The following is a 23,094-nucleotide window of genomic DNA, read 5'->3' on the forward strand; positions in this document are numbered from 1 at the left end:
TACCTAGGTAGAAATTTCGCAACTGCGACAAAATGCCTCATTGAATGACCTAAACACATTGAAAATAAGGCCCTATTCCAAGATAATTGCCTGCGAAACTCAAAATTTCCATAAATAGCTTGTTGATGAGAGCCTGACATGAGCACAGCAACTGAACACCCCACCTACAATTATAAAGTGGTGCGCCAGTTCGCCATCATGACAGTAATTTGGGGTATCGTCGGTATGACCGTCGGTGTCCTAATTGCTGCACAGTTGGTTTGGCCAGCACTAAACTTTGATACAGCGTGGCTGACTTACGGTCGTCTACGTCCACTGCACACTAACGCAGTTATCTTTGCATTCGGCGGCTGTGCCCTGTTTGCAACGTCTTACTATGTAGTTCAACGCACCAGCCAACGCCGCCTGATCTCTGATGGCCTTGCAGCGTTTACATTCTGGGGCTGGCAAGCAGTTATCCTTGCAGCAGCAATTACTCTGCCGCTAGGTCTAACTTCTTCCAAAGAATATGCTGAGCTAGAATGGCCAATCGACCTGCTAATCACTATCGTGTGGGTTGCATACGCTATTGTATTCCTAGGTACTGTGAAGATGCGTAAGACATCTCACATCTACGTAGGTAACTGGTTCTACATGGCATTCATCATCACTGTAGCTGTTCTACACATCGTTAACAGCATGGCTATCCCTGTTTCTATGTGGAAGTCTTACTCCATCTACTCCGGTACTGTAGATGCGATGATCCAGTGGTGGTACGGTCATAACGCTGTAGGTTTCTTCCTGACAGCTGGCTTCCTAGGTATGATGTACTACTTCGTACCAAAACAAGCTGAACGTCCAATCTATTCTTACCGTCTATCTATCGTTCACTTCTGGGCGTTGATTGCGACATACATCTGGGCTGGTGGTCACCACCTTCACTACACAGCGCTTCCTGACTGGACTCAGTCTGTAGCGATGGTTATGTCTCTGATCCTTCTAGCTCCATCTTGGGGTGGTATGATCAACGGTATGATGACTCTATCTGGTGCTTGGCATAAGCTTCGCACGGATCCAGTTCTTCGTTTCCTTGTTGTATCTCTTTCCTTCTACGGTATGTCTACGTTCGAAGGTCCAATGATGTCTATTAAGACAGTAAACGCACTGTCTCACTACACTGACTGGACTGTTGGTCACGTACACGCTGGTGCATTGGGTTGGGTTGCAATGATCTCTATCGGTGCGGTTTACCACATGATCCCTCGCCTATTCGGTAAAGCTCAGATGTACAGCGTTGGTCTTATCAACACTCACTTCTGGCTAGCGACAGTAGGTACGGTTCTATACATCTGCGCGATGTGGGTTAACGGTATCCTACAGGGTCTAATGTGGCGCGCAGTTAACGCTGACGGTACTTTGACTTACAGCTTCGTAGAAGCACTAGAAGCTTCTCACCCTGGTTACTTTGTTCGTTGGTTGGGCGGTATGTTCTTCCTGACTGGTATGATTCTGATGGCCTACAACACTTGGCAGACTGTTCGTAAAGGCAGCACTGCACCAGAAGCTCAAGCTTCTGCACAGGCAGCTTAAGGTCATAGGAGCAGATAGAAATGATCAAACACGAAACGATAGAAAAGAACATTGGCCTGATGATTCTGCTTATCATCATCGTAATCAGCGGTGGTGGCCTAGCAGAGATCGTTCCTCTGTTCTTCCAAACTTCTACTACTAAGCCAATTGAAGGCCTACGTACTTACACTCCGCTTGAGTTTGAAGGCCGTGACATCTACATCCGTGAAGGTTGTAACACTTGTCACAGTCAGATGATCCGTCCATTCCGTGCTGAAACGGAACGCTACGGTCACTTCTCAACTGCGAATGAGCACGTTTGGGAACACCCATTCCTATGGGGTTCTAAGCGTACAGGTCCAGACCTAGCTCGTGTAGGTGGTCGTTACTCTGATGATTGGCACCGCGCTCACTTGTACAACCCTCGTGACGTTGTACCTGAGTCTAAGATGCCTTCTTACCCATGGTTGTTTGAAAACAAACTAACCGGTGCAGACACTGCTAAGAAGCTTGAAGCACAACGCGCTGTTGGTGTTCCTTTCACTGACGAGCAGATCGCTAATGCCCAGAAAGAAGTTCAGGGCAAATACGAGATCGATGCTGTTGTAGCTTACCTACAAGCACTGGGTAAAATGCATTCTGAATACACTAACAAGCGGTAGTAACGCGTGAGTTACGAAGTTTATGGCCCTTATATACCGGTAATCATGCTGATTACGTTCTTGGCGCTATTTGTTTGGGTGCTTAACCCAAAGAATAAAGACAAGTACGACGATGCAGCCAACATGCCTCTGAACGAACCTGACGAGGCAGACGAGATGAAACCGGACGATACTGAGGCCAGTGACGGGAGAATTGAAAAATGAGTGCTTTTTGGAGCGCATGGGTAGCAGTGATTACCCTAGCTGTAATTCTTGGTTGTGCTTGGCTATTGATTGCTACTCGCAAAAGTCAGCCGCACCAAGATACAACTGAAGAAACATTAGGCCATGAATTTGATGGCATTGCTGAATACGATAACCCTCTGCCAAAATGGTGGTTCCAGATGTTTATGGGCACCGTTGTTTTCGGCATTGTTTATCTTATTCTTTACCCAGGTTTAGGTAGTTTCCCAGGTCTATTGAACTGGACTTCTACTGGCCAATGGGAAGAAGAAATGGCTCACGCCGAAGAGACGTACAAGCCAATCTTTGCTAAATACGCAGCTATGTCTGCAGAAGAGCTACAGCACCCAGACAACGCACTAGGCCTAAAAATGGGTCAGCGTATGTTTGCGAACAACTGCTCTCTATGTCACGGCACAGCAGCAACAGGTGCACACGGCTTCCCTAACCTAACGGACAACGATTGGTTGTACGGTGGTGACGAGAAGACTATCAAGACATCTATTGCTAACGGTCGTAACGGCGGCATGCCACCTTGGGGCGCTGTACTAGGCGAAGAAGGCGTACGTGACGTAACTAACTACGTACTATCTCTAAGCGGTGCAGAAGCTGATGCTGAAGGCGCAGCTCGCGGTAAAGGTCAATTCCAAGCACTATGTACTGCTTGTCACGGTACTGACGGTAAAGGTCTACCTATCCTAGGTGCACCTAACCTAACTGATGACATCTGGTTGTACGGTGGTAGCTTCGAAAAAGTGGCTCACTCTATCCGTGTTGGTCGTAATGGTGTAATGCCAGCTCATAAAGACCTACTAAGCGATGAGAAGATTCACCTGATCACTGCATACGTTTACAGCCTATCTAAAAAGTAATTAGATAGTTGAACTAAAATAAAGGCGATATGATGTAGATCATGTCGCCTTTTTTTTTGAGGATCTATTATAATATTCAACTTTGCTAATACATGGTGAGCGTATTAGTTCTGATGAGTTTAACTTTCACTGGTGAGTATGTGAGCAACGATATGAATCAGATCCCGGTTCAAGATGTCACACCCAAGAGCAAGAAAAAATCCCAAGAGTACGACCTATATGCCAAACGCGAGCATATTTATGTAAAGAATTACAAAGGTATCTTTAAAACCTTACGCCAAGCCTCTAGCTTTATCATGCTATTGATGTTCTTTGGCTTCTCATGGATCACATGGGATGGCAGACAGGCCGTTCTTTTTGACCTACCCAACCGACAATTCCATGTATTTGGTAGCACCTTCTGGCCACAAGACTTTATGTTACTGTCTTGGCTATTGATTATTCTTGCCTTTGCCCTGTTCTTCTTTACCGTGTTTGCCGGTCGATTATGGTGTGGTTACGCTTGCCCACAATTCGTTTGGACTTGGATCTATATCTGGATAGAGAACTTCACCGAAGGTGATCGCAACAAGCGAATGAAGCTGGATAAATCTAAAGGCTGGAGCAAAGAAAAATTACTTAGAAAAAGCGCAAAACACTTCCTATGGGTCGCTTTCTCTATTATTTCCGCTATCGCGTTTGTTGGTTACTTCACTCCGATTCGCGAGCTTATCCCAAGCATCTTTAGTTTTGAACTAGGCCCTTGGGAGATGTGGTGGTTAGGCTTCCTTGCCGTAGCCACTTATGGCAACGCTGGCTGGTTACGTGAGCAGGTATGTATCTATATGTGCCCTTACGCTCGTTTCCAATCAGTTATGTTCGACCAAGACACACTGATTATTTCTTACGATGAAAAACGCGGTGAAAGCCGAGGAAAACGTAAAAAAGGCTCTGACTATAAAGCCGAAGGCTTAGGCGACTGTATTGATTGCTATAACTGTGTTTATGTTTGCCCGGTTGGCATCGATATCCGCGACGGTCTGCAGTATGAGTGTGTAGCCTGCGGCGCTTGCGTTGATGCCTGCGACGACATTATGGAACGCGTCGGTTACGAAAAAGGCCTTGTACGCTACACAACTGAACATCAGCTCGAAGGCAATAAAACGCATATTATGCGTCCTAAACTGATCGGTTACTTTGTTGTCCTATGTGCTATGTGTGTTGTTTTTGCCTACACAGTCTACAGCCGTATCCCGCTCGAAGTTGACATATTACGAGACCGTGGACAGCTATATAACGAAGTCACTTCAGGCGTCATCGAGAACGTATATACACTGAAACTTGCCAATAAAGAGCAAGTTGATCATAGCTACACTATTTCAGTCACTGGCCTTGAAGGCCTTGAATATATTGGTAAGTCAGAAGTCACTATTAAAGCTGGCGAACTGATCGATTTACCAATTAGATTGAATATCAAGAAAAAATACCTAAGCAAAGCCAATAACAATATCACCTTCAAAGTAATGGCAACGGACAATTCCGATATCCTAATTGAAGAGGAAAACCGCTTTATTGGTCCTGCACCTAAGCGCTAGGTCAAAAGAAGGGTCGATAAGAAGAAATTCTAGGCCCCTTCTTTTAGAAATAAGGTAGAATAGCTGTCGGTCTGAAACTGGGTGTTCCAGTTTTGGATACGACAGTTTTTTTTTGGGTATTGATACATGAGTGACAGCGACAACAACATCCCCGGCCCATGGTACAAACAACCTTGGCTTTGGTTTATTTTATCACCAATTATTGCCGTAGTTTTTTACGGAACTTTTTACCTTTACCTATCCATCGTTACACATGACGGTTTGGTTAAAGATGACTACTACAAAGTAGCCCGCGGCCATTTTGTAGATAAAAGTCAGTCTCAAGAAGCGATCGACCTTGGCGTTAGTGGACAGTTAAATCTCGATAATACAACTGGCGACCTAATGCTGAAATTTAAGAGCAAAGGCGATTACCTTCCAGAGTTCCTTAACCTCAGTATCATTCACCCTACTCACCAGCAATACGATCAGAGTATTCTGCTTAAGCAAGTTCCTGGCACTGAAGCCTATACAGGCAGCTTAAAGAGCCTGCTACAAGGTAAGCGTTATCTGATCCTGAAGGATGAAGCCCGCAACTGGAACCTCCGTGCAGAGGCACATCCACCATACGATCAGAATACAATTGAGTTTAAACCTGCCCACGAACAATGAGCAGCAATATTAACTCAGTAAAGTCTGCTGACTGTTACCACTGCGGCCTTACTATCCCCCCGGGTAGTAACTACAGCGCTGTAATTAACGGTGAAAGTAGAGATATGTGTTGTCCAGGCTGCCAAGCAGTCGCACAGACTATTGTAGATAGTGGCTTGGACAATTATTACAAACATCGTACTGAAGCAGCCTACTCGCCGGAGCTTAACACTAAGGACCTTCCGGAAACACTGCTTCTTGAGCTTGAGCTTTACGACGACGAAAATGTGCAAAGTAATTTCGTCAAAGTTAATGAATCTAGCTCCGAAGCCACACTGGTTATCGAAGGTATTACCTGTGCAGCTTGCGTATGGTTACTCGATCACCACATCAGTAATATCGAGGGCGTAAGTAAAGCTAAGGTCAACCTGACCAACCACCGCGCTCGTATTACTTGGGATAAATCCCAAGCAAAACTCAGCAAAATCATGGCTGAGATTTACCGAATTGGTTATCAAGCACACCCTTACCACCCTGACAAAGAAGAGCAGCTCTTAGAGCAGGAACGTAAACGTGCAACTCGGCGCTTAGGTGTTGCCGGCATCGGCATGATGCAGACAATGATGTTTGCTATCGCGCTTTATGGCGGTGCTCTACAAGGCATGGAAGATAAGTATGTCAGCTTTATCCGCTGGGCTAGCTTAGTGATTGCGACTCCAGTAATCCTTTACTCTGCGCGACCTTTCTTTATCGCTGCGCTAAGGGATCTTAAAACTCGACACTTAACCATGGACTTCCCTGTTTCCATCGCGATAGGGGGAGCTTATTTAGCCAGTGTTTGGGCTACCTTCACGAATAGTGGCGAGGTCTATTACGACTCCGTTACTATGTTTACTTTCTTCCTGTTAATTGGCCGCTATCTTGAAATGCAGGCCCGTCATAGAACAGGTAAAGCAGGTAACGCTCTCCTAAACTTACTACCGGCTAGTGCTATCAAATTAGTCGATGGTGAAGAGCAATTAGTACCTGCACAAGAACTGAAGTTAGACGATATTGTTTTGGTCAAACCGGGTCATACGATTCCAGCTGATGGCATCATCATTGCCGGTAGCAGCTCAGTTGATGAAGCCGCGCTAACGGGTGAATACCTACCTATTCGTAAAGATATCGATGACAAGGTTGTTGGCGGCACAATTAACGTTGAAAACCCGATCACGATTAAAATTACTCAGGTGGGTGACGAAACCAAACTATCAGCCATTGTTCGTCTGCTAGATCGTGCTCAAGAAGATAAACCTAAAGTTGCTCAGATTGCCGATAAAGTGGCTAGCTACTTTGTAGCGGCTGTCTTAGTCACCGCAACAGTAGTAGCGACAGGTTGGTATTTCGTTGAGCCTGCTCATGCATTCTGGATTACCCTATCGGTATTGGTAGTGACTTGTCCTTGTGCCCTATCATTGGCCACTCCGACAGCACTTACGGCTGCCACAGGCACACTGCGTCAAAACGGCTTATTAATCACCCGAGGCCATGTTCTGGAAAGTCTTTCGACTGCAACTCATGTTGTTTTCGACAAAACAGGTACGCTCACCGAGGGTAATCTAAGTCTTCAGGAAGTAGTTCCTCTAGCAGGCCATGATCAAGATGCCTGTACTAAGTTTGCTGCTGCGTTAGAGAAGCACAGTGAACATCCAATTGCACAAGCGTTCCATGATCAGCACGGTGATCTAGTAGCAACCGAGATCAAAGCAACTTTAGGTCAAGGCATCGAAGGTGTGATCGATAATCAAAGGTACCGTATCGGTAAACCTGATTACGCGAGCGAGATCCTAACGCAAAGTCAGCCATCGCTACCTGAAACAAGTGGGCAGTGGCTACTACTGTGTAATGAGACTCAAGCGCTAGCCTGGTTCCGACTGAATGACCAGATTCGCCGTGAAGCGAAACAGACGATTGAGATCCTTCACTCGATGGGGCTTAACTGTCAGATGCTGACGGGCGATAACTCTTCAGCGGTAGCGGAAGTAGCAAGCCAATTAGGGATAGATACCGCTATCTCTGGCGTATCACCTTCAGAGAAGCTTGCTCATGTTAATAAGCTTCAAGAAGAAGGCGCTCATGTAATTATGGTGGGTGACGGTATCAACGACATCCCTGTACTTGCAGGCGCACAAACTTCTATCGCTATGGGCGGTGCTTCTGACCTTGCTAAAACCAATGCTGATGGCGTACTGATCAGCCACGATTTATTACGCCTAGCGGATGGTATTTTGCTCGCGAGAAAGACTCAAAGAATCATTAAACAGAACTTAGCTTGGTCACTTTGCTATAACCTAAGCGCTTTACCATTGGCTGCCTTTGGCTTCATTGCTCCCTATATGGCAGCGATCGGTATGTCGGCAAGTTCATTGGTCGTAGTCGGTAATGCGATGCGCCTGAACAAATTAACCCGAGGTTCTATCCATTCCCATGACAGAGATCAGGGTACTCAGTCGGCTAAGCCTGACGCGGTTATGCAAAATCAGGTAGAATAAGCACATTTGAAAAATAGGGTTATGTAGTTTCAATGGATATAATTTTCCTGCTGATCCCCATTGCCATCTTGTTAATCGGCTTTGCTATCTGGGCTTTCTTCTGGAACGTTAACAACGGCCAGTACGACGATCTAGACAGCCCTGCACATAGCATTCTCTATGATGATGACGAAGATCTGATTCCGGATGATGCAAAAGTAAAACCGACTGACAAAGGCAATGACTGAAGCACTCGTCATACCTACAGCATTCTTATTAGGTTTGCTTGGCGGTACGCATTGTCTGGGTATGTGCGGTGGCATAGCTGCCACCGTCTCCCTTAGCTCCCCTAAGGGCGGTCAAGGCTTCCTACTTCTACTCGGCTATAACTCTGGGCGTATTATTAGCTATGCAACTGCAGGCGCAATTTTAGGTAGCCTAAGTTGGTTGTTAACCGATCCTGTACTGCAACTCGTACTTCGCAGCTTTGCCGGATTGATGCTGATCTTCATGGGGCTATACATTGCCCAATGGTGGAAAGGTTTAACCCACTTAGAAAGAGCAGGCGGCGTACTCTGGAAGCAGATAAGTCCCGTTGCGAGTAAGCTTCTACCGGTTAGAAATATCGGACAAGCAATCATGCTTGGTGGCCTATGGGGTTGGCTGCCATGCGGTTTGGTTTATAGCACTTTAATTTGGGCTTCAGCAGCATCCGACTGGCTGACCAGTGCACAATTGATGGCGGCCTTTGGCGTAGGCACTTTGCCAGCCATGCTGTTAACCGGTGTACTGGCCCAACAAGTTAAACAAATTCTTCAGAAACGCCTGACTCAACACATTTCGGGCGCAATCATTATTGGAATGGGCTTATACAGCATCCCATGGCTGGGAATATTCCAACAATAACTGAACACATTTTTCGCAAGAAACTGATTACAGAGGAACACAAACGTGGATAACAATCTGATTAAATGGGATCTGGACTTGATTAAACGATACGACCTATCGGGTCCTCGTTATACATCCTACCCTACTGCTGTTCAGTTTGACCCAGAGTTGTCTCCTAGTGATCTGGTAGCAACTGGACAAAACTCTGCGGACATCAATGATCCGCTTTCTCTGTATGTCCACATCCCATTTTGTGCACATGTTTGCTACTACTGCGCATGTAATAAAGTGATCACGCGTAACCGCAAAAAAGCACAGCCTTATCTAGATACTCTTTACAAAGAGATGGCTCAGCTATCCAAGTGGTACAGTAATGACCGCAAAGTTACTCAGCTGCATTGGGGTGGCGGCACACCAACATTTATCAGCCACGAGCAGATGGTTGAGCTTATGGGAGAAATGCGCAAAAACTTCAACCTTCTTGAAGACGATAGCGGTGATTACTCCATCGAAATTGATCCTCGTGAAGCGAGCCTTGAAACAATCAAAGTTCTGCGTGAGATTGGCTTTAACCGTATTAGTCTGGGTCTACAGGATATCGATCCAAAAGTTCAGGAAGCAGTTAACCGCGTTCAGTCAGTAGAACAAACAGCAGCGATTCTAGAAGAAGCTCGCAGATTAGGTTTCCGTTCCCTGAACCTGGACTTGATCTACGGACTTCCTTACCAAACGTTCGAAGGCTTTAACGCAACCCTAGATACCGTGATCGAGATGAATCCTGATCGTCTTTCAGTATTCAACTACGCTCACCTTCCAGACCGTTTCCGTCCGCAACGTCATATCCAGGAAGAAACGCTACCAAGTCCAGAGACTAAGCTAGCGATTCTAGAATCTACGATCAATAAGCTGCTTGATGCTGGTTATGTTTATATTGGTATGGACCACTTCGCTAAGCCTGATGACGAGCTAGCCATTGCTCAACGTACCGGTAAATTGCATCGTAATTTCCAAGGCTACACAACTCACTCAGAGTGCGACCTTGTCGCTATGGGTGTTTCATCAATCAGCCAAATCGGCTCTGTTTATTATCAAAATGAGCACGATATGCCGTATTACAGTGCTGCCGTTGATGGTAACGCTCATGCAATTAAGCGCGGCGTCAGTCTTACACAAGATGACATCATCCGTCGCCACGTTATCACACAACTCATCTGCCACTTTGAGCTGGACAAAACTGCGGTTGAATCTAAATTTGATATTGCTTTCGATGACTATTTCGCCAGTTCTATTGCTGAACTAGAAGCGTTTACTAAAGATGGCTTAATCAGCATGAATGATAAAGAGATTGTGGTCTCTCCTGCTGGTCGCTTATTGATTCGTCGTATATGTATGGCATTTGACGCATATATACCAAAAGACCAGAGCTCACAGCGTTTCTCGAAGATTATTTAACTTTCCGTATTTACGGAAATATTACATAATCAGTGGGTAGCCATTCGATATAACCACGACAGGACCGCACTATGAGTGATAACAAGGCAACTGACGGAAAACTACGTAGTCTACAGCAGGTAAGCTGCAACACTTGTAGTCTGAGCTCTTTATGTCTGCCCGTATCTCTGGATATGACAGAGATGGAACGCCTGGACAACATTATCGACAAAAGCCGCCCACTTAAAAAAGGCGAGCACCTTTTCCACCAAGGCGAAGAGTTTGCGAGTGTTTACGCCATCCGCGTGGGCACCGTAAAAACTTACACAATCACAAATGAAGGAGAAGAGCAGATCACGGGGTTCTACTTCCCGGGTGAACTGGTTGGTATGAGCGGTTTTGATAACAACGAATACCCTGTATCCGCGAAGATCCTTGAAACCACAACAGTTTGTGAAATTCCTTTCGAACGCTTAGACGAGCTTTCCGGCCAATTACCTGAATTACGCCGCCAACTGCTTCGTACGATGAGTAAAGAGATTCGTGAAGAGCAACAGATGATGCTTCTCTTATCGAAAAAGAATGCTGAAGAACGTGTTGCAACATTCCTTGTAAAATTGTCTATGCGATTTAAAGCACGCGGTTATTCTGAAACAAGTTTCCGTTTATCGATGTCGCGCAACGAGATCGGTAACTATTTAGGTCTTGCTGTTGAAACCGTAAGCCGTATTTTTACCCGCTTCCAGAAGTCCGAACTATTACAAGTTGAAGGTAAAGAGGTTCATATCCAGGATCTGGATAAACTTTACGAACTATCTGGCGAGTGTCCTGCTAAGGACGCTGAAGAACCTGTAACTGCTCAATGTGGCAAAGGTACTTGCAGTTAGCCCCTACAAATAAAAAAGCACCGATTGCTTACGCAACCGGTGCTTATTTAGTCGCACAATTAAGTAGCCATCTCAATGTGTAACCCAACGCATTTATTAAAGCTTTTGCTGCGCAATAAAACATTGAGCTGTGTCAAAACCTGCTGTTTCTAAGGAGTTCTTCATGTCATATGACGAATGTTATGTGAAATCCGTAATTCGTACGATCCCAGACTGGCCGGAGCCAGGCGTTCAATTCCGCGATATCACTCCACTATTTAAAGATCCTAAAGCGCTTCGCATGATCTCTGATGCCTTTATCCAGCGCTACATTGATAGTGACATCACGCACATTGCGAGTATTGATGCCCGCGGCTTCTTAATCAGCTCTATCATGTCTTACCACCTAAATATCCCTTTGGTTCTCGTCCGGAAAAAAGGCAAACTTCCGGGTGAAACCATCCATCAGGAATATCAGCTTGAATATGGTACTGCGGCTGTAGAGATGCAGACTGATGCAGTAAAGGAAGGCGATCGAGTTTTAGTATTTGATGACCTGATTGCTACAGGAGGCACTATCTTAGCAGCGTGCAGTCTGATCAAAGAACTTGGTGCCGAAGTATCCGAAGCAGCAGCACTAATCGATCTGCCTGACCTACAAGGTTCTAGCAAGATCCAAGATGCAGGCGTACCTGTACATACCCTGCTTGCTTACGCAGGTATCTAGAAATACCTGCGCACAAGTCTGACGGCAGCACACTCTAATCGCTGCCGTCAATTTTTTCTCCTTCATATCCCACCAGCTAATTTTTAACCTCTCTTTTATTTCAGACAAATATAGATTTTCTCTTCCATCGAGTACAAATCTTGCCTACCATGCTCTGCCAATTTTTTCGTTTCCTGGAGCTGCTATGTGGTTTAAAAATGTAATTTTCTATCGCCTAACCGAAGCATTTGAATACACTCAAGAGCAGCTACAAGAAAAACTAATTGAGCACGCTTTTCATCCATGTAAAAGCCAAGAGCTAAGCCGTTATGGCTGGGTATCGCCATGTCACTTATTGGATGATGTTCACGCGCATCAGGTACACGGCATGTTTATGCTAGCTGCACGCAAGGAAGAAAAGATCCTTCCCGGCGCCGTTATTAAAGAAGCCGTAGGTGAAAAAGTTGCGGTAATCGAGCATGAACAAGCACGCAAAGTGTACAAGAAAGAACGCGACCAACTGAAAGACGAAGTGATTCTTGATCTATTGCCTCGGGCCTTCAGTAAATTCCAGCAGACCACCGCTCTGATCAACCCAGCTGCAGGTTGGATTGCAGTTGATTCTTCTAGCCATAAACGCGCAGAAGAGCTACTAAGCCACCTTCGTGGCACTTTAGGCAGCCTGCCAATCACACTGCCTGATGTAAACCAATCTCCTTCTGCAGTTATGTCTCATTGGTTAGAGCAACACGACAGCATTCCACAGGGCTTTGAAGTATTAGATGAGTGTGAGCTACGTGATAACGTCTTAGAAGGCGGCGTCATTCGCATTAAAGGCCAACAACTGGAAGATGAAGAGTTTGTCGCCCACCTAGAAGCAGGCAAGCGTGTCGTGAAACTTGCTCTAGAATGGGATGAACAGCTCAAGATTACTCTACAGGAAGATCTGTCCATTAAACGTCTGAAACTGAGCGAGCAGCTACAGGAGAAAATGGCAGACGAAGCAGCTGAAGATGAGATCGCTCAATTCGATGCAGATATGGTTCAAATGGGCCTAGAGTTCAACAAGCTATTCCCTGCCCTAATTGAAGCCTTTGGCGGTGAAGCACAACGCCCTTAATTATTGGCTAACTGTCCAAGCTTAAATTATAACTCTGCACGACTAGTGGTAAGGTTATAAATTAAGCTTTCATCGCAAATATGGGCAGATTAAATGGATTACGCACCGGAATACACAAAGCGCGAGAAGATAAAGCTCATTGCCCTGTTTATGGGTTTAAGTGCAATTCTCATCGCCGCTGGCGAGCTTTGGCTATTCCCATCTATCACCCGCCTTGCGGAACAGCCTCACTGTTACAACTTGTTTGGCCTAAACGGGGCTGATTATCTTTGGCACCTTTTACTGATTGGAATGCCTATTTCGATCTTCCTAATCCTAGCCGTAACAATGCTCCCCATGGCGATCAAAGGGTTAATACAAGCCCAATTCCCACCTAAGGGCTACAAAGTATTTAAACCGACACCTATTCGCAAAGGGATGAGTGGGCAGTTAATGGCAGGCCTCTTAATGTTCGTAATTTTTTCTCCCCTGCTTATTGCAATATATGGAGCCAATAATTTAGATAAGATGCCTGAAGTAGAAACTCCTCAAGACTCCAGCGAGCTTTGCTTCAATACACCAAACGAAACCTCTACTAATCATTAAGCCCCTATAAATTTAACGTTTATATACTTCTAAATAAGCATATTTACTAGAACCAAAAACTGATTTAATAATCATTATCACTTGCATTATCAACGTAAGGAATAACATAACAATGAATATTAAAACTCTAAGTGCGGGCCTAGCTCTAGCAGTTTGCGCAAATTTTGCTAGCGCTGCTGATCATACTGTCATGATGAAAAACTCAGGTCCTGACGGCTCCATGGTTTTTGAGCCTGCCATTTTAAATGTAGAAGTAGGTGATACCGTTACATTCCAACCGACAGACCCAGGCCATAACTCGGAATCAATTAGTAACCTAATCCCTGCGGGTTCGACAGGCTGGAAAGGCAAAATGATGAAAGAAGTTTCTTTCACAGTCGATAAAGAAGGTGTGTACGTATACAAATGCCGTCCACACGCAATGATGGCAATGGTTGGTGTTGTTGTAGCAGGTAAACCAACAAACCTAGAAGAAGTAAAAACCAACGCGGCTGAATTGAGCGCCACGTTCGTGATGAATAAAGATCGCTTAACGAATTACCTAAACCAAATTAAATAAGCACCTTAATTCTCAGATAGTAGGGGGATTGAATTAAATCTCCCTACTATTCCAAATAATAATCCCCCACCGTAGTCAGCCCTAAGCTTGTCCATGCTTGCATACCACCTCGATAGTAATTCAACTTATCCTCAGGGTATTCTAACTCCAGCAACGCCCAAATAAATGTAGGGGTTTGACCACACCAATAACCGTTACAAAACGCAGCAAGTGTTTTTGCCTGACTGAAATCCCAAACACCATCATTTTTTATTGCACCAAGCTCTTCCAACGTCTCCGAAATAGTTTCAGGGTCTTTGAGAAGTGTATAGGGAATATTGGTACTGCCCGGTATAGTCAAACGGTAATGCCAGCCCTCGGTACGAGTATCAACAATTAAAATAGAGCTATCTGTTTGAGCTTGCTGCAGATACTCAATAAATTCTCTTTCTCCAATAGTCTCCACTTCATATGGCTCAAATGGAAACATGGCCTGCGGTGTGCCGCGTGAGGTCGTGAGATACAGTTCATGGATAGTATTATCAGGCTCTTGGTTGCGCTTAATCTCAACAGGCTCCCCTTCATGCTCAACCACAAAGGAGAAAAGTTCTGGGGTAATCATCACCCTATTACTCTGTTCAGCAACGAGATACGGCGATATCAATAAAATCGACCACACCGTAATAGATCGCTTAAATCGACTAAGCATCGTAAAACCTCAACTCTTATAGGTCAGATACAAAAAAGGAGCCTTAGGCTCCTTAGTAATATCAATTTATTGCAGAAATAAACAGGGTGTTATTTCATATCCAACAGCATATCGATCGAATATTTAGACGCATCAGCATCTAAAGAAAGCGTCTCACATTCAACCAAAAACTTATTCTCACGCTCTTTACTATCGCTATAACCAAACTCGTTACCATCTAAGCTTTGCAGTTGCAGCGTAGCTTTATGATAGAATGCTAGAACAATCGCTGCCGTAGCATCACCTTCTTTCAGACGCTCTTCCCAACGATGACGATGGTTTTGAATCTTTAACGCCTGCTTTTTTAAGTTCCAGCCATAACGGAGCTCATCAAAATACGGCTTTTTCGCTACTTGGGTAAAGATAAAAATCGAGATAGCTAAACCGATTAGCACCCCAGTTAAGTTAACCATCATATTCTCGCCTTCAGCATTACCATAGTAATGACGTAATACGGCACTTAATCCTAAACCTATCACCGCAAAAATCAGACTAAAAACGATACCTACCTTGCGCTGCTTTTGCTTATAAACAACTTTATCAATTTCTCTAAGTTCCACGAACGTACCCTATAACACTAGTTAACCTGTAGATTACCTTACAGGCGTAATATGAACCGAATTAACTTGCAGTCAAAATCTGCCAGTGTAAACTTATCGCCTCGATTTTAAAGGCCCTTTCTACCACAATCTGATGTATTCCGTAAAAGAGATTTTCTATAGCTTACAAGGTGAAGGTGCGCAAAGTGGACGTGCATCAATTTTTTGTCGTTTTTCTGGCTGTAATCTTTGGTCAGGACGCGAACAAGACCGTGAAAAAGCTATCTGCGATTTTTGCGATACTGACTTTATCGGTACCGATGGGCAGAATGGTGGCAAGTTCGCGACCGCAGCTGAACTTTGCCAGTTTCTCAAAAGTTTCTGGCCCGAGCAGAACAACGAAAAACCTTACATCATCTTCACTGGTGGAGAACCTGCTCTGCAACTCGACCAAACCTTAGTGGATGAATGCCACGCGAACAGTTTTGAAATTGCCATCGAAACCAATGGCACGAAGCCACTACCCAACAATATCGATTGGATCTGTGTTAGCCCTAAAGCCGATGCCGAAGTAATTATCACCCAAGGCGATGAGCTTAAATTGGTTTACCCACAACCTTTAGCGCAACCAGACCAGTTCGAACAATTTAGTTTCACTCACTTCTATCTACAGCCGATGGACGGCCCTGCACGTTCAATCTACACAAAAGAAGTGATCGACTATTGCTTAGCCCATCCACAATGGAAGCTAAGCTTACAGAACCATAAAGTTCTAGGCATAGACTAATCCTCTATAACTGAACGCTAATTTTCGAACTTTATGCCTTAATACGGATAGATTCACTAAACCCAAATTACATCGACTCAAAAACAAATATTTAGACCAAAGTCTAAACCCATTAATGAGCGCTCAATCACGCCTTTTAATGTGGAAAAACACAACTCCCTTAAAATATAGGGCCTTGCAACGGCTACTCACATTAGCTGTGGATAACTTTGTGAATTAAGACTTTAAAACGTCATGAAACGCCCATAAATCAAGGCGACTCAATAAACTGATCAATTTTTAACCAGTTTATTTTTATCCTTTTAAAATCAATATGTTATATAAGTCAACATAACAATATTAAATATTTTTGTTGTTTATAGCACCAGTTTAGTGCGCCTATTTGCCCCACAGTGAACAACATTTTTCTGTAATAAAACAGAACACCGGCTACAGCCTAGTATTGACGGTAACCATCAAGGCAAATTCAAACAAGCTAATTACACCAAATATGGACTTAACCATATCAATTGCTCGGTAAAAAAATCCCCTCAACAAGACTTGTAATCCCCAAGATAGATCATATTTTTTAAGCTCTAACCTGCTAGGCTTTACATCAATGATCTAAACCAAGCTCCTACCTACGCTATGCAAAGAACAGAACAAGAAAACAAGGCTGCAAACAAAGTGACCTGGATCGGTGCTGTAGTAAACGCCGTACTTGGTTTCCTTAAGATCATTTTTGGGCTGCTCTTCCATTCAGCCGCCCTAATCGCAGACGGTATCCACTCCCTTTCCGATCTGATTACAGATGTGATGGTCGTACTGATTTTAAAAATATCGGCTAAAGGCCCCGATGAAGATCACCCATGGGGGCATGGGCATTTTGAAGCATTAGGAACTGTAATTCTTGGCAGTATCCTCATTGCTATCGCAGGGGCAATGGCTTACGACAGTACATTAAACCTGATTGAAACCTCTGAGCTGCTACTGCCAGAATGGCCAGTTCTGGTAATCGCAGCACTATCCATCGCAGCCAAAGAGTGGATCTATCGCTATACACTTCAGATAGGTAAACAGATCGATTCGGCTCTTTTAATTGCTAACGCTTGGCATAGTCGAACCGATGCCCTCTCTTCTATTGTTGTATTTATTGGTGTCGCTGGCGCTATGGCTGGTTTTCTTTGGTTAGATGCTGTCGCTGCACTGATTGTCGCCGTTATGGTTGCGAAGATCGGTTGGGATTTAAGTTGGAGTAATCTAAAACAGCTACTAGGCACTTCCATTCCCAAAGAAGATATCGACCGTTATAAAGAACAAATTCTATCGATTGAAGGCATTATAAACGTCCATAGTTTCAAAACCCGTACTATGGGCAATAAACATGTCATGGAGCTTCATATTCAAGTTGCGCCTCATTTGAGCGCTTCTGAAGGACACTATATTGGCAACAAAGCTTGTCAGCGTCTGCAGAGCAATAAGGAGATAGGGCATATTATCTTCCACATCGATACTTATGATGACGAAGACCTCGATATCCTTGCACCGGAAACGGCATTGCCTTCAAGGGGGGAAATCACCTTATCGATAGATCATTTTTTTAACTCTATTTGCCAAGAAGCAGTACCATATCAACTCTCTCTTTATTATTATGGCCGCCATATTGATATAGAAATATTATTAAGCCTTGAGCAACTCCAGCTTTTACGTCAAAACGGCCACGATGAAGAAACACTAATATCTGGACTTAAAGCAGTATTGAATCAAACACCCATTCCATGGCTTGGAACTATTTACCTAGCAGGCGGCATTAAGCAATGACAGAGTTTTACCCTAAACAGCCTTACCTCAGCCATGAAATTGAGATTAAACACAGCCGTTTTATTACTCATGTCGCTCACACACCGGATCTAGAGAGTTCTAGAAACTTTATTGCCGAGATACAACAGCAACACCCTAAAGCGAACCATAATTGTTGGGCATATATCGCTGGTACCCGGAGTTACCTTCAGTGCTGGAACAGCAGTGATGATGGCGAACCTAAAGGTACGGCTGGTAAACCAATGCTAAACGTACTAGAACACAGTGACCTATGTGAAATTACCGTCGTGGTAACACGATATTTTGGCGGGATAAAGCTTGGTGCAGGTGGGCTTGTTAGAGCATATAGCCAAGCAGTACAAGAAGCTCTCAAAGTATTACCAATAGAGGAACGCATCCCTCTATTTCCTTTTGACCTATATCTGCCCCATCACCTTGTAGGCGATATTGAGCTGTTATTAAATCAAGATCAAATCAATATCCTTGATCGACAATGGAGTGAAGAGCTACATATTCAAGGTGAAGCCAGCGCGGTAGCATTAGACCAGCTTAAACAACAACTGACATCACTTAAGCATCTAACTCGTTACAAAGACCCTGAAACCCGTTGGTAAACGCAGTTATTAAAATAGATGTCTTTATTTCTCCTAATTTCTCCTAATTTCTCCTAATTTATCAATTAGATAAGTAATAATCGTGTAAAATAGTAGCCCTATTTCTTTGTAAATAACATCAATCTTATAATCAACCACTAAGTACTTAACACCAAAGTACACAAGCATTCCCAACCAATTAACAAATAAAAAAATTTAAAATTTTGCTACGGAATTTCTTGAAGATTTAATAACCTCTGCCGATACTAGTTTCAAAGGATATAGGCCTCAGTAAGGGATTTTTTCTTCCTCAGCGGTTCCCAAATTCAAACAGTTGTTTTAAAGTTACTGAGTTGCCGATCAAAATATAAATTGTACTGATTATTATTTACAATTTTTATGTAGTAGCGTTCGTTCAACCAGATAAAGCGATAGGGGAAGTATGAAGTTCGCTGAAAATAACAATCAAGCTGCCGAGTACCTTCGTCAGGCAGTGCCTTTAATGGTTAAGCATAATATACCGCCTAACCCGCTTAATTATGCTCTGTGGTATACCTACGTTAGTGATCGTGTACCTGAGCTAAATGTGCAACTTGATAAGACCCTAACGACATACGGAACCTGTCCTACCATGCTCAGTGAACAACTGTTCCGTGAGCACATGATCAGAGATGAAATTAATGGCGCTGAGGACATACAGGCCAACCTGATCAGCCTTATTAACGACCTTCACGAACATGCCGGCAACGCTGCCGAAAAAACTGAGAATTTCAGTAATGTTCTTGAAGAGAGTTTAGAAGCACTTCACCAACAAGAAGATGGTGAAGCTAGCCTACCTATTGAATCAATAATTCACGCCCTTTCCGACCACACAAAATCGGTCAGTGAAACTGCGCGCCAATTCCAAGAAAGGATGAATGAAGCTCAGGCGGAAATTCAATCACTGAAAGAAGAGCTAAACAAGACCCGTCAAGATGCAAGAGTTGACCCTCTCACCAATCTATTCAACCGCCGCGCATTTGATGCAGAGATAAGTCAATTAGTGGGTGTGAATGATCCAAGTTTAGTGCACTCCTTCGTTCTTGTTGATATCGATCACTTTAAGCGTTTTAACGACACTTATGGTCACCTCATGGGCGATAAAGTGTTGCAGTATGTAGGTAAACTATTAAAAGAAGTTTGCCCAGAACCCATGTTGCCAGTTCGTTTTGGTGGAGAAGAGTTTGCAGTATTAATGCCTCAAACCGATCAAGAAACGGCAGCAGAGCTTGCGGAACAAGTACGTCAAAAAATTCAAGCGATCCGCATTAAGCAGAAAAAGTCTGGTGAAATTATCAGCTCTATAACTGCGTCGTTTGGTGTTTCCCAACTCACCGTTGGCGAAACCTCTGAGCAATTGATTGAACGTACCGATAAAGCGCTTTACCAAGCAAAAGATAGCGGCCGTAACCAGGTTGTTATCTCCTCGTAAGATTTGAGTACACCTCATTCGCTGGAAAAAGGAAAGTAGGGGCTACGTTGTAGCTCCGAACCTCCCAGCCCTATCAATTACCTACCAATTCCTAATTCTGCATTTTGATTCGCTGAGTTTTAGCTGCTTTTCCAATAATTCCGCTGCAAAAACCAAAATCAATGACAGCTCAAAAGCATTTTAGCCTTATGCACAATTAGAAAAATAGCAATCAACATCAAATTTCTACAAAAGCTTAGTAAATTTAGATTAAACAAAATTACATATGTACAATTCAGTCATTTTAAAACTGTATAATTTTATACCTTCGCTTTATCTCAGCCCCGCAGTTGTATAGCATATTCCGCATATTCCTAAGCTGAGTTAGTCTTGGATACGCCTTAATGAAGTCTAAGATTTTATTTTTCTTATCTTGTTTTTACTTCACCTCAGTTCAAGCAGAAGACAGGATTCACATATTTGCAGCCACCTCTTTAACAGCACCACTAGAAGAACTGTCCGCAAACTTCAGAGATAAACACCTGCACTCTCCCTCTCTGACCTTTGCCTCTTCCTCTGTACTGGCACGACAAATTACCCAAGGCGCCCCAGCTCATCTCTATATTGCAGCTAATCAACGCTGGATGGATTACGTAGAGAATCAAGGTGCCCTTAGAACTAATACTCGTAAGGCCTTAATCAGTAACAGACTGGTAATTGTTGGAAACAAAAATCACGTAATTGCCCCGTTCCAATTTTCCGAAGCAATCAAAATTGATCAAATAATTGATCGACATGCACGTATCGCTATTGGCGACACTAATCATGTTCCTGTGGGTATCTATGCAAAAGAGGCTTTGCAATCTGCCGACCTTTGGCAAGAGTGGCAAAGCTATTTTGCCCCCACCAACAGTGCGCGATCAGCATTGGCTCTGACTGAACGAGGTGAGACACCGATGGGGATTCATTACAAAACCGATATTGTAGATAAACCTCAGCTCAATATACTCAGTGAGATCCCAGAATCGATGCATAGCCCAATCATCTATGAGGTTGCTAAAATTGAGGGTAAGGATACCGCTAGTACCTCATTATTTTATGAATTTCTATTTAGCGAAGAGGCAAGCAACGTTTTCAAACGCTATGGTTTCAAAACACTGCAAGATAAATAATCCATGTTTATAACAGAATACGAGTGGGCCGCCCTATTACTGAGTTTGAAAGTTTCACTCACATCTGTTCTGTTTAGCTTGCCCGTTGCTATTGGTGTAGCTTGGATTCTCGCGCGAAAAAAATTCCCTGGTAAGACCTTATTAGATGGCATTGTTCATCTACCTTTAGTACTTCCACCTGTCGTTATTGGTTATCTTTTACTAATTGGTTTTGGCCGCCAAGGCTGGCTTGGCAAACCACTTTATGAGCTAACAGGACTGAGTTTCAGCTTCAGCTGGCAAGGTGCGGCATTGGCCGCTGCCGTCGTTGCATTCCCGCTGATGGTGAGAGCTATAAGGCAAGGCTTTGAAGCAGTGAATCCGAAGCTTGAATATGCAGCAAGAACCTTAGGTTCTTCACCCACCAAAGTATTTTTCACCATCACTCTGCCATTAACACTGCCCGGTATTTTAACGGGGATCATTCTGGGCTTTGCCCGTTCGCTGGGTGAGTTTGGCGCGACCATTACTTTTGTCTCCAATATTCCTGAAATTACGCGTACGATCCCTCTAGCAATGTACTCCTTTATTGAAACGCCAGGTGCGGAAGTCCAAGCAGCTCGATTATGTGCCATAGCAATATTCATAGCCTTAGCGTCCCTCTTAGCTTCTGAATGGCTAACACGAAAAGCCAAGCAGAAACTTGGAGGCACACATGCTTAAAGTTGCCTTAGATACCCAATTGGGTGATCTCAAAATGGAATGTGACTTTGAACTGCCTCGCAGTGGTGTGACCGTAATTTTTGGGCGATCAGGCGCTGGTAAAACCAGTCTGATTAACTATATCTCGGGCTTAATAAAACCCCATAAAGGCCGTATATCTTTAAACGGGCGTGACCTTACCAATACCGAAACCAAACGCTTTTTACCGCCAGAGAAACGAAGTATCGGCTATGTATTCCAAGAAGCCCTCCTTTTTCCGCACTACAGTGTTCAAGGTAATCTCCTGTACGGCTCGGAATACACTCCAGAAGATGAGAAATTCCAAAGCGTAGTTGAGATGCTAGATATTCAAGCGCTGCTGCAACGCTTGCCTAATACCTTGTCTGGCGGTGAGAAACAGCGTGTGGCAATCGGGCGAGCCCTACTTTCCGATCCAGGCTTACTGTTGATGGATGAACCCTTAGCCTCACTCGATCTACCACGAAAGAAAGAACTATTACCCTACTTAGCAAAACTAGCGAAAGAGGTTGAGTTACCCATTCTGTATGTAACTCATAGCCTAGAAGAGATTATCCAGCTAGCTGATTACTTGGTTTTGCTAGAACAAGGGAAGATTCTGCAGTTTGGTAACGTTGAAGAAGTTTGGTCATCAGAACAGATGCGCCCATGGCTATCCGGTGATACCCGCAGCTCTCTATTCAACGCAACCCTAGACCATCATCACCCTAAGCATGCAATGTCCTGCTTGAACATATCCCACAGTACTCAGCTGTGGATGCGAGCCTTAGATATTCCTCCAGGCACACCCTTACGTGTACGTATTAAAGCTAACGATGTGTCTTTATCTAAAGAGCAACCTCAGCAGACCAGTATTCGTAACATACTACCAGCTACAATCATGCAGATTGATGAAGAGTCGTCGCATCAGGTAGAGGTGGTTCTGAATATAGGAGGCTGCAAGCTATGGTCACATATAACGTGTTGGGCGTTAACGGAACTTAATCTCCAAGTCGGAGACAAAGTATATGCTCAAATCAAAGGTATTAGTGTAACCCAAGAAGATTGGTCTGGACTGTGACGGATTAATTTGTAACGATCACTCAACATTGAAAGCTAATATTAATTTTATTGTCTTCTAAAATTTGTGT

24 protein-coding genes are annotated in these 23,094 nt (G+C 43.9%); 22 read left to right on the plus strand and 2 right to left on the minus strand.

What is annotated here, in order from left to right:
- Positions 1–138: 138 nt before the first annotated feature.
- From ccoN to ACMXYS_RS10710, 15 genes are all read left to right on the plus strand, one after another.
- A complete protein-coding gene (gene ccoN, locus ACMXYS_RS10640) occupies positions 139–1,569 on the plus strand; it encodes a cytochrome-c oxidase, cbb3-type subunit I (RefSeq protein WP_415884066.1) in 1,431 nt (476 codons plus the stop codon).
- A 23-nt stretch (positions 1,570–1,592) separates the two neighbouring features.
- Positions 1,593–2,210, plus strand: coding sequence for a cytochrome-c oxidase, cbb3-type subunit II (ccoO, locus tag ACMXYS_RS10645; RefSeq protein WP_415884648.1), 618 nt, complete (start codon positions 1,593–1,595; stop codon positions 2,208–2,210).
- A gap of 6 nt (positions 2,211–2,216) precedes the next feature.
- A complete protein-coding gene (locus ACMXYS_RS10650; RefSeq protein ID WP_415896480.1) occupies positions 2,217–2,414 on the plus strand; it encodes a cbb3-type cytochrome oxidase subunit 3 in 198 nt (65 codons plus the stop codon).
- The gene (gene ccoP / locus ACMXYS_RS10655) at positions 2,411–3,304 is read left to right on the plus strand and encodes a cytochrome-c oxidase, cbb3-type subunit III (protein ID WP_415884064.1); all 894 of its coding nucleotides are present in this window, start codon (positions 2,411–2,413) and stop codon (positions 3,302–3,304) included. Before ACMXYS_RS10650 ends, ccoP begins: the two co-directional genes overlap by 4 nt.
- Positions 3,305–3,456: 152 nt before the next feature.
- Entirely contained in the window at positions 3,457–4,878 is a 1,422-nt protein-coding gene (gene ccoG / locus ACMXYS_RS10660) for a cytochrome c oxidase accessory protein CcoG (RefSeq protein WP_415894485.1), read from the plus strand.
- Between the two features lie 126 nt (positions 4,879–5,004).
- Positions 5,005–5,529, plus strand: coding sequence for a FixH family protein (locus ACMXYS_RS10665; RefSeq protein WP_415884063.1), 525 nt, complete (start codon positions 5,005–5,007; stop codon positions 5,527–5,529).
- Positions 5,526–8,042: a heavy metal translocating P-type ATPase gene (locus tag ACMXYS_RS10670; protein WP_415896481.1), complete on the plus strand. Its 2,517-nt coding sequence runs from the start codon at positions 5,526–5,528 to the stop codon at positions 8,040–8,042. The genes ACMXYS_RS10665 and ACMXYS_RS10670 overlap by 4 nt, the downstream gene beginning before the upstream one ends.
- Positions 8,043–8,074: 32 nt before the next feature.
- Positions 8,075–8,269 (plus strand): cbb3-type cytochrome oxidase assembly protein CcoS, encoded by a 195-nt coding sequence (ccoS, locus tag ACMXYS_RS10675; protein WP_415884061.1) that lies wholly within the window; start codon positions 8,075–8,077, stop codon positions 8,267–8,269.
- Entirely contained in the window at positions 8,262–8,927 is a 666-nt protein-coding gene (locus tag ACMXYS_RS10680) for a sulfite exporter TauE/SafE family protein (protein ID WP_415891902.1), read from the plus strand. Before ccoS ends, ACMXYS_RS10680 begins: the two co-directional genes overlap by 8 nt.
- Positions 8,928–8,972: 45 nt before the next feature.
- Positions 8,973–10,361: an oxygen-independent coproporphyrinogen III oxidase gene (gene hemN, locus ACMXYS_RS10685; RefSeq protein ID WP_415896482.1), complete on the plus strand. Its 1,389-nt coding sequence runs from the start codon at positions 8,973–8,975 to the stop codon at positions 10,359–10,361.
- A gap of 71 nt (positions 10,362–10,432) precedes the next feature.
- A complete protein-coding gene (fnr, locus tag ACMXYS_RS10690; protein ID WP_415884058.1) occupies positions 10,433–11,227 on the plus strand; it encodes a fumarate/nitrate reduction transcriptional regulator Fnr in 795 nt (264 codons plus the stop codon).
- A gap of 163 nt (positions 11,228–11,390) precedes the next feature.
- Positions 11,391–11,933 carry an adenine phosphoribosyltransferase gene (locus tag ACMXYS_RS10695; protein ID WP_415887636.1) on the plus strand — a complete coding sequence of 181 codons (543 nt, stop codon included), beginning with the start codon at positions 11,391–11,393 and terminating at the stop codon, positions 11,931–11,933.
- Positions 11,934–12,117: 184 nt separating this feature from the next.
- Positions 12,118–13,032 carry a recombination-associated protein RdgC gene (rdgC, locus tag ACMXYS_RS10700; protein WP_415896483.1) on the plus strand — a complete coding sequence of 305 codons (915 nt, stop codon included), beginning with the start codon at positions 12,118–12,120 and terminating at the stop codon, positions 13,030–13,032.
- A gap of 93 nt (positions 13,033–13,125) precedes the next feature.
- Entirely contained in the window at positions 13,126–13,617 is a 492-nt protein-coding gene (locus ACMXYS_RS10705) for a hypothetical protein (protein WP_415896484.1), read from the plus strand.
- A 112-nt stretch (positions 13,618–13,729) separates the two neighbouring features.
- Positions 13,730–14,176 (plus strand): pseudoazurin, encoded by a 447-nt coding sequence (locus tag ACMXYS_RS10710; protein WP_415896485.1) that lies wholly within the window; start codon positions 13,730–13,732, stop codon positions 14,174–14,176.
- A 46-nt stretch (positions 14,177–14,222) separates the two neighbouring features.
- On the opposite strand, the gene ACMXYS_RS10715 is transcribed toward ACMXYS_RS10710, so the two are convergent.
- On the minus strand, positions 14,223–14,864 hold the full coding sequence (locus ACMXYS_RS10715) for a rhodanese-like domain-containing protein (RefSeq protein ID WP_415896486.1): 642 nt from the start codon (positions 14,862–14,864) through the stop codon (positions 14,223–14,225).
- An 89-nt stretch (positions 14,865–14,953) separates the two neighbouring features.
- Positions 14,954–15,463, minus strand: coding sequence for a DUF3087 family protein (locus ACMXYS_RS10720; RefSeq protein ID WP_415896487.1), 510 nt, complete (start codon positions 15,461–15,463; stop codon positions 14,954–14,956).
- Positions 15,464–15,596: 133 nt separating this feature from the next.
- Between ACMXYS_RS10720 and queE the strand changes: the two genes are divergently transcribed.
- The 7 genes from queE (at position 15,597) to modC (ending at position 23,024) form a co-directional block, all read left to right on the plus strand.
- Entirely contained in the window at positions 15,597–16,229 is a 633-nt protein-coding gene (queE, locus tag ACMXYS_RS10725; RefSeq protein ID WP_415896488.1) for a 7-carboxy-7-deazaguanine synthase, read from the plus strand.
- Positions 16,230–16,856: 627 nt separating this feature from the next.
- Positions 16,857–18,029, plus strand: coding sequence for a cation diffusion facilitator family transporter (locus tag ACMXYS_RS10730; RefSeq protein ID WP_415896489.1), 1,173 nt, complete (start codon positions 16,857–16,859; stop codon positions 18,027–18,029).
- Positions 18,026–18,643, plus strand: coding sequence for a YigZ family protein (locus ACMXYS_RS10735; RefSeq protein WP_415896490.1), 618 nt, complete (start codon positions 18,026–18,028; stop codon positions 18,641–18,643). The genes ACMXYS_RS10730 and ACMXYS_RS10735 overlap by 4 nt, the downstream gene beginning before the upstream one ends.
- Before the next feature lie 421 nt (positions 18,644–19,064).
- Positions 19,065–20,093 (plus strand): GGDEF domain-containing protein, encoded by a 1,029-nt coding sequence (locus ACMXYS_RS10740; RefSeq protein ID WP_415896491.1) that lies wholly within the window; start codon positions 19,065–19,067, stop codon positions 20,091–20,093.
- A gap of 383 nt (positions 20,094–20,476) precedes the next feature.
- Positions 20,477–21,244: a molybdate ABC transporter substrate-binding protein gene (gene modA / locus ACMXYS_RS10745; RefSeq protein ID WP_415896492.1), complete on the plus strand. Its 768-nt coding sequence runs from the start codon at positions 20,477–20,479 to the stop codon at positions 21,242–21,244.
- A gap of 3 nt (positions 21,245–21,247) precedes the next feature.
- Positions 21,248–21,946, plus strand: a complete 699-nt coding sequence (gene modB / locus ACMXYS_RS10750) for a molybdate ABC transporter permease subunit (RefSeq protein ID WP_415884046.1) — start codon at positions 21,248–21,250, stop codon at positions 21,944–21,946.
- A complete protein-coding gene (gene modC, locus ACMXYS_RS10755; RefSeq protein WP_415896493.1) occupies positions 21,939–23,024 on the plus strand; it encodes a molybdenum ABC transporter ATP-binding protein ModC in 1,086 nt (361 codons plus the stop codon). Before modB ends, modC begins: the two co-directional genes overlap by 8 nt.
- The last annotated feature ends 70 nt before the right edge of the window (positions 23,025–23,094 follow it).

This window comes from Neptuniibacter sp. QD57_21 (assembly GCF_047778075.1).
Classification (GTDB): Bacteria; Pseudomonadota; Gammaproteobacteria; order Pseudomonadales; family Balneatricaceae; genus Neptuniibacter.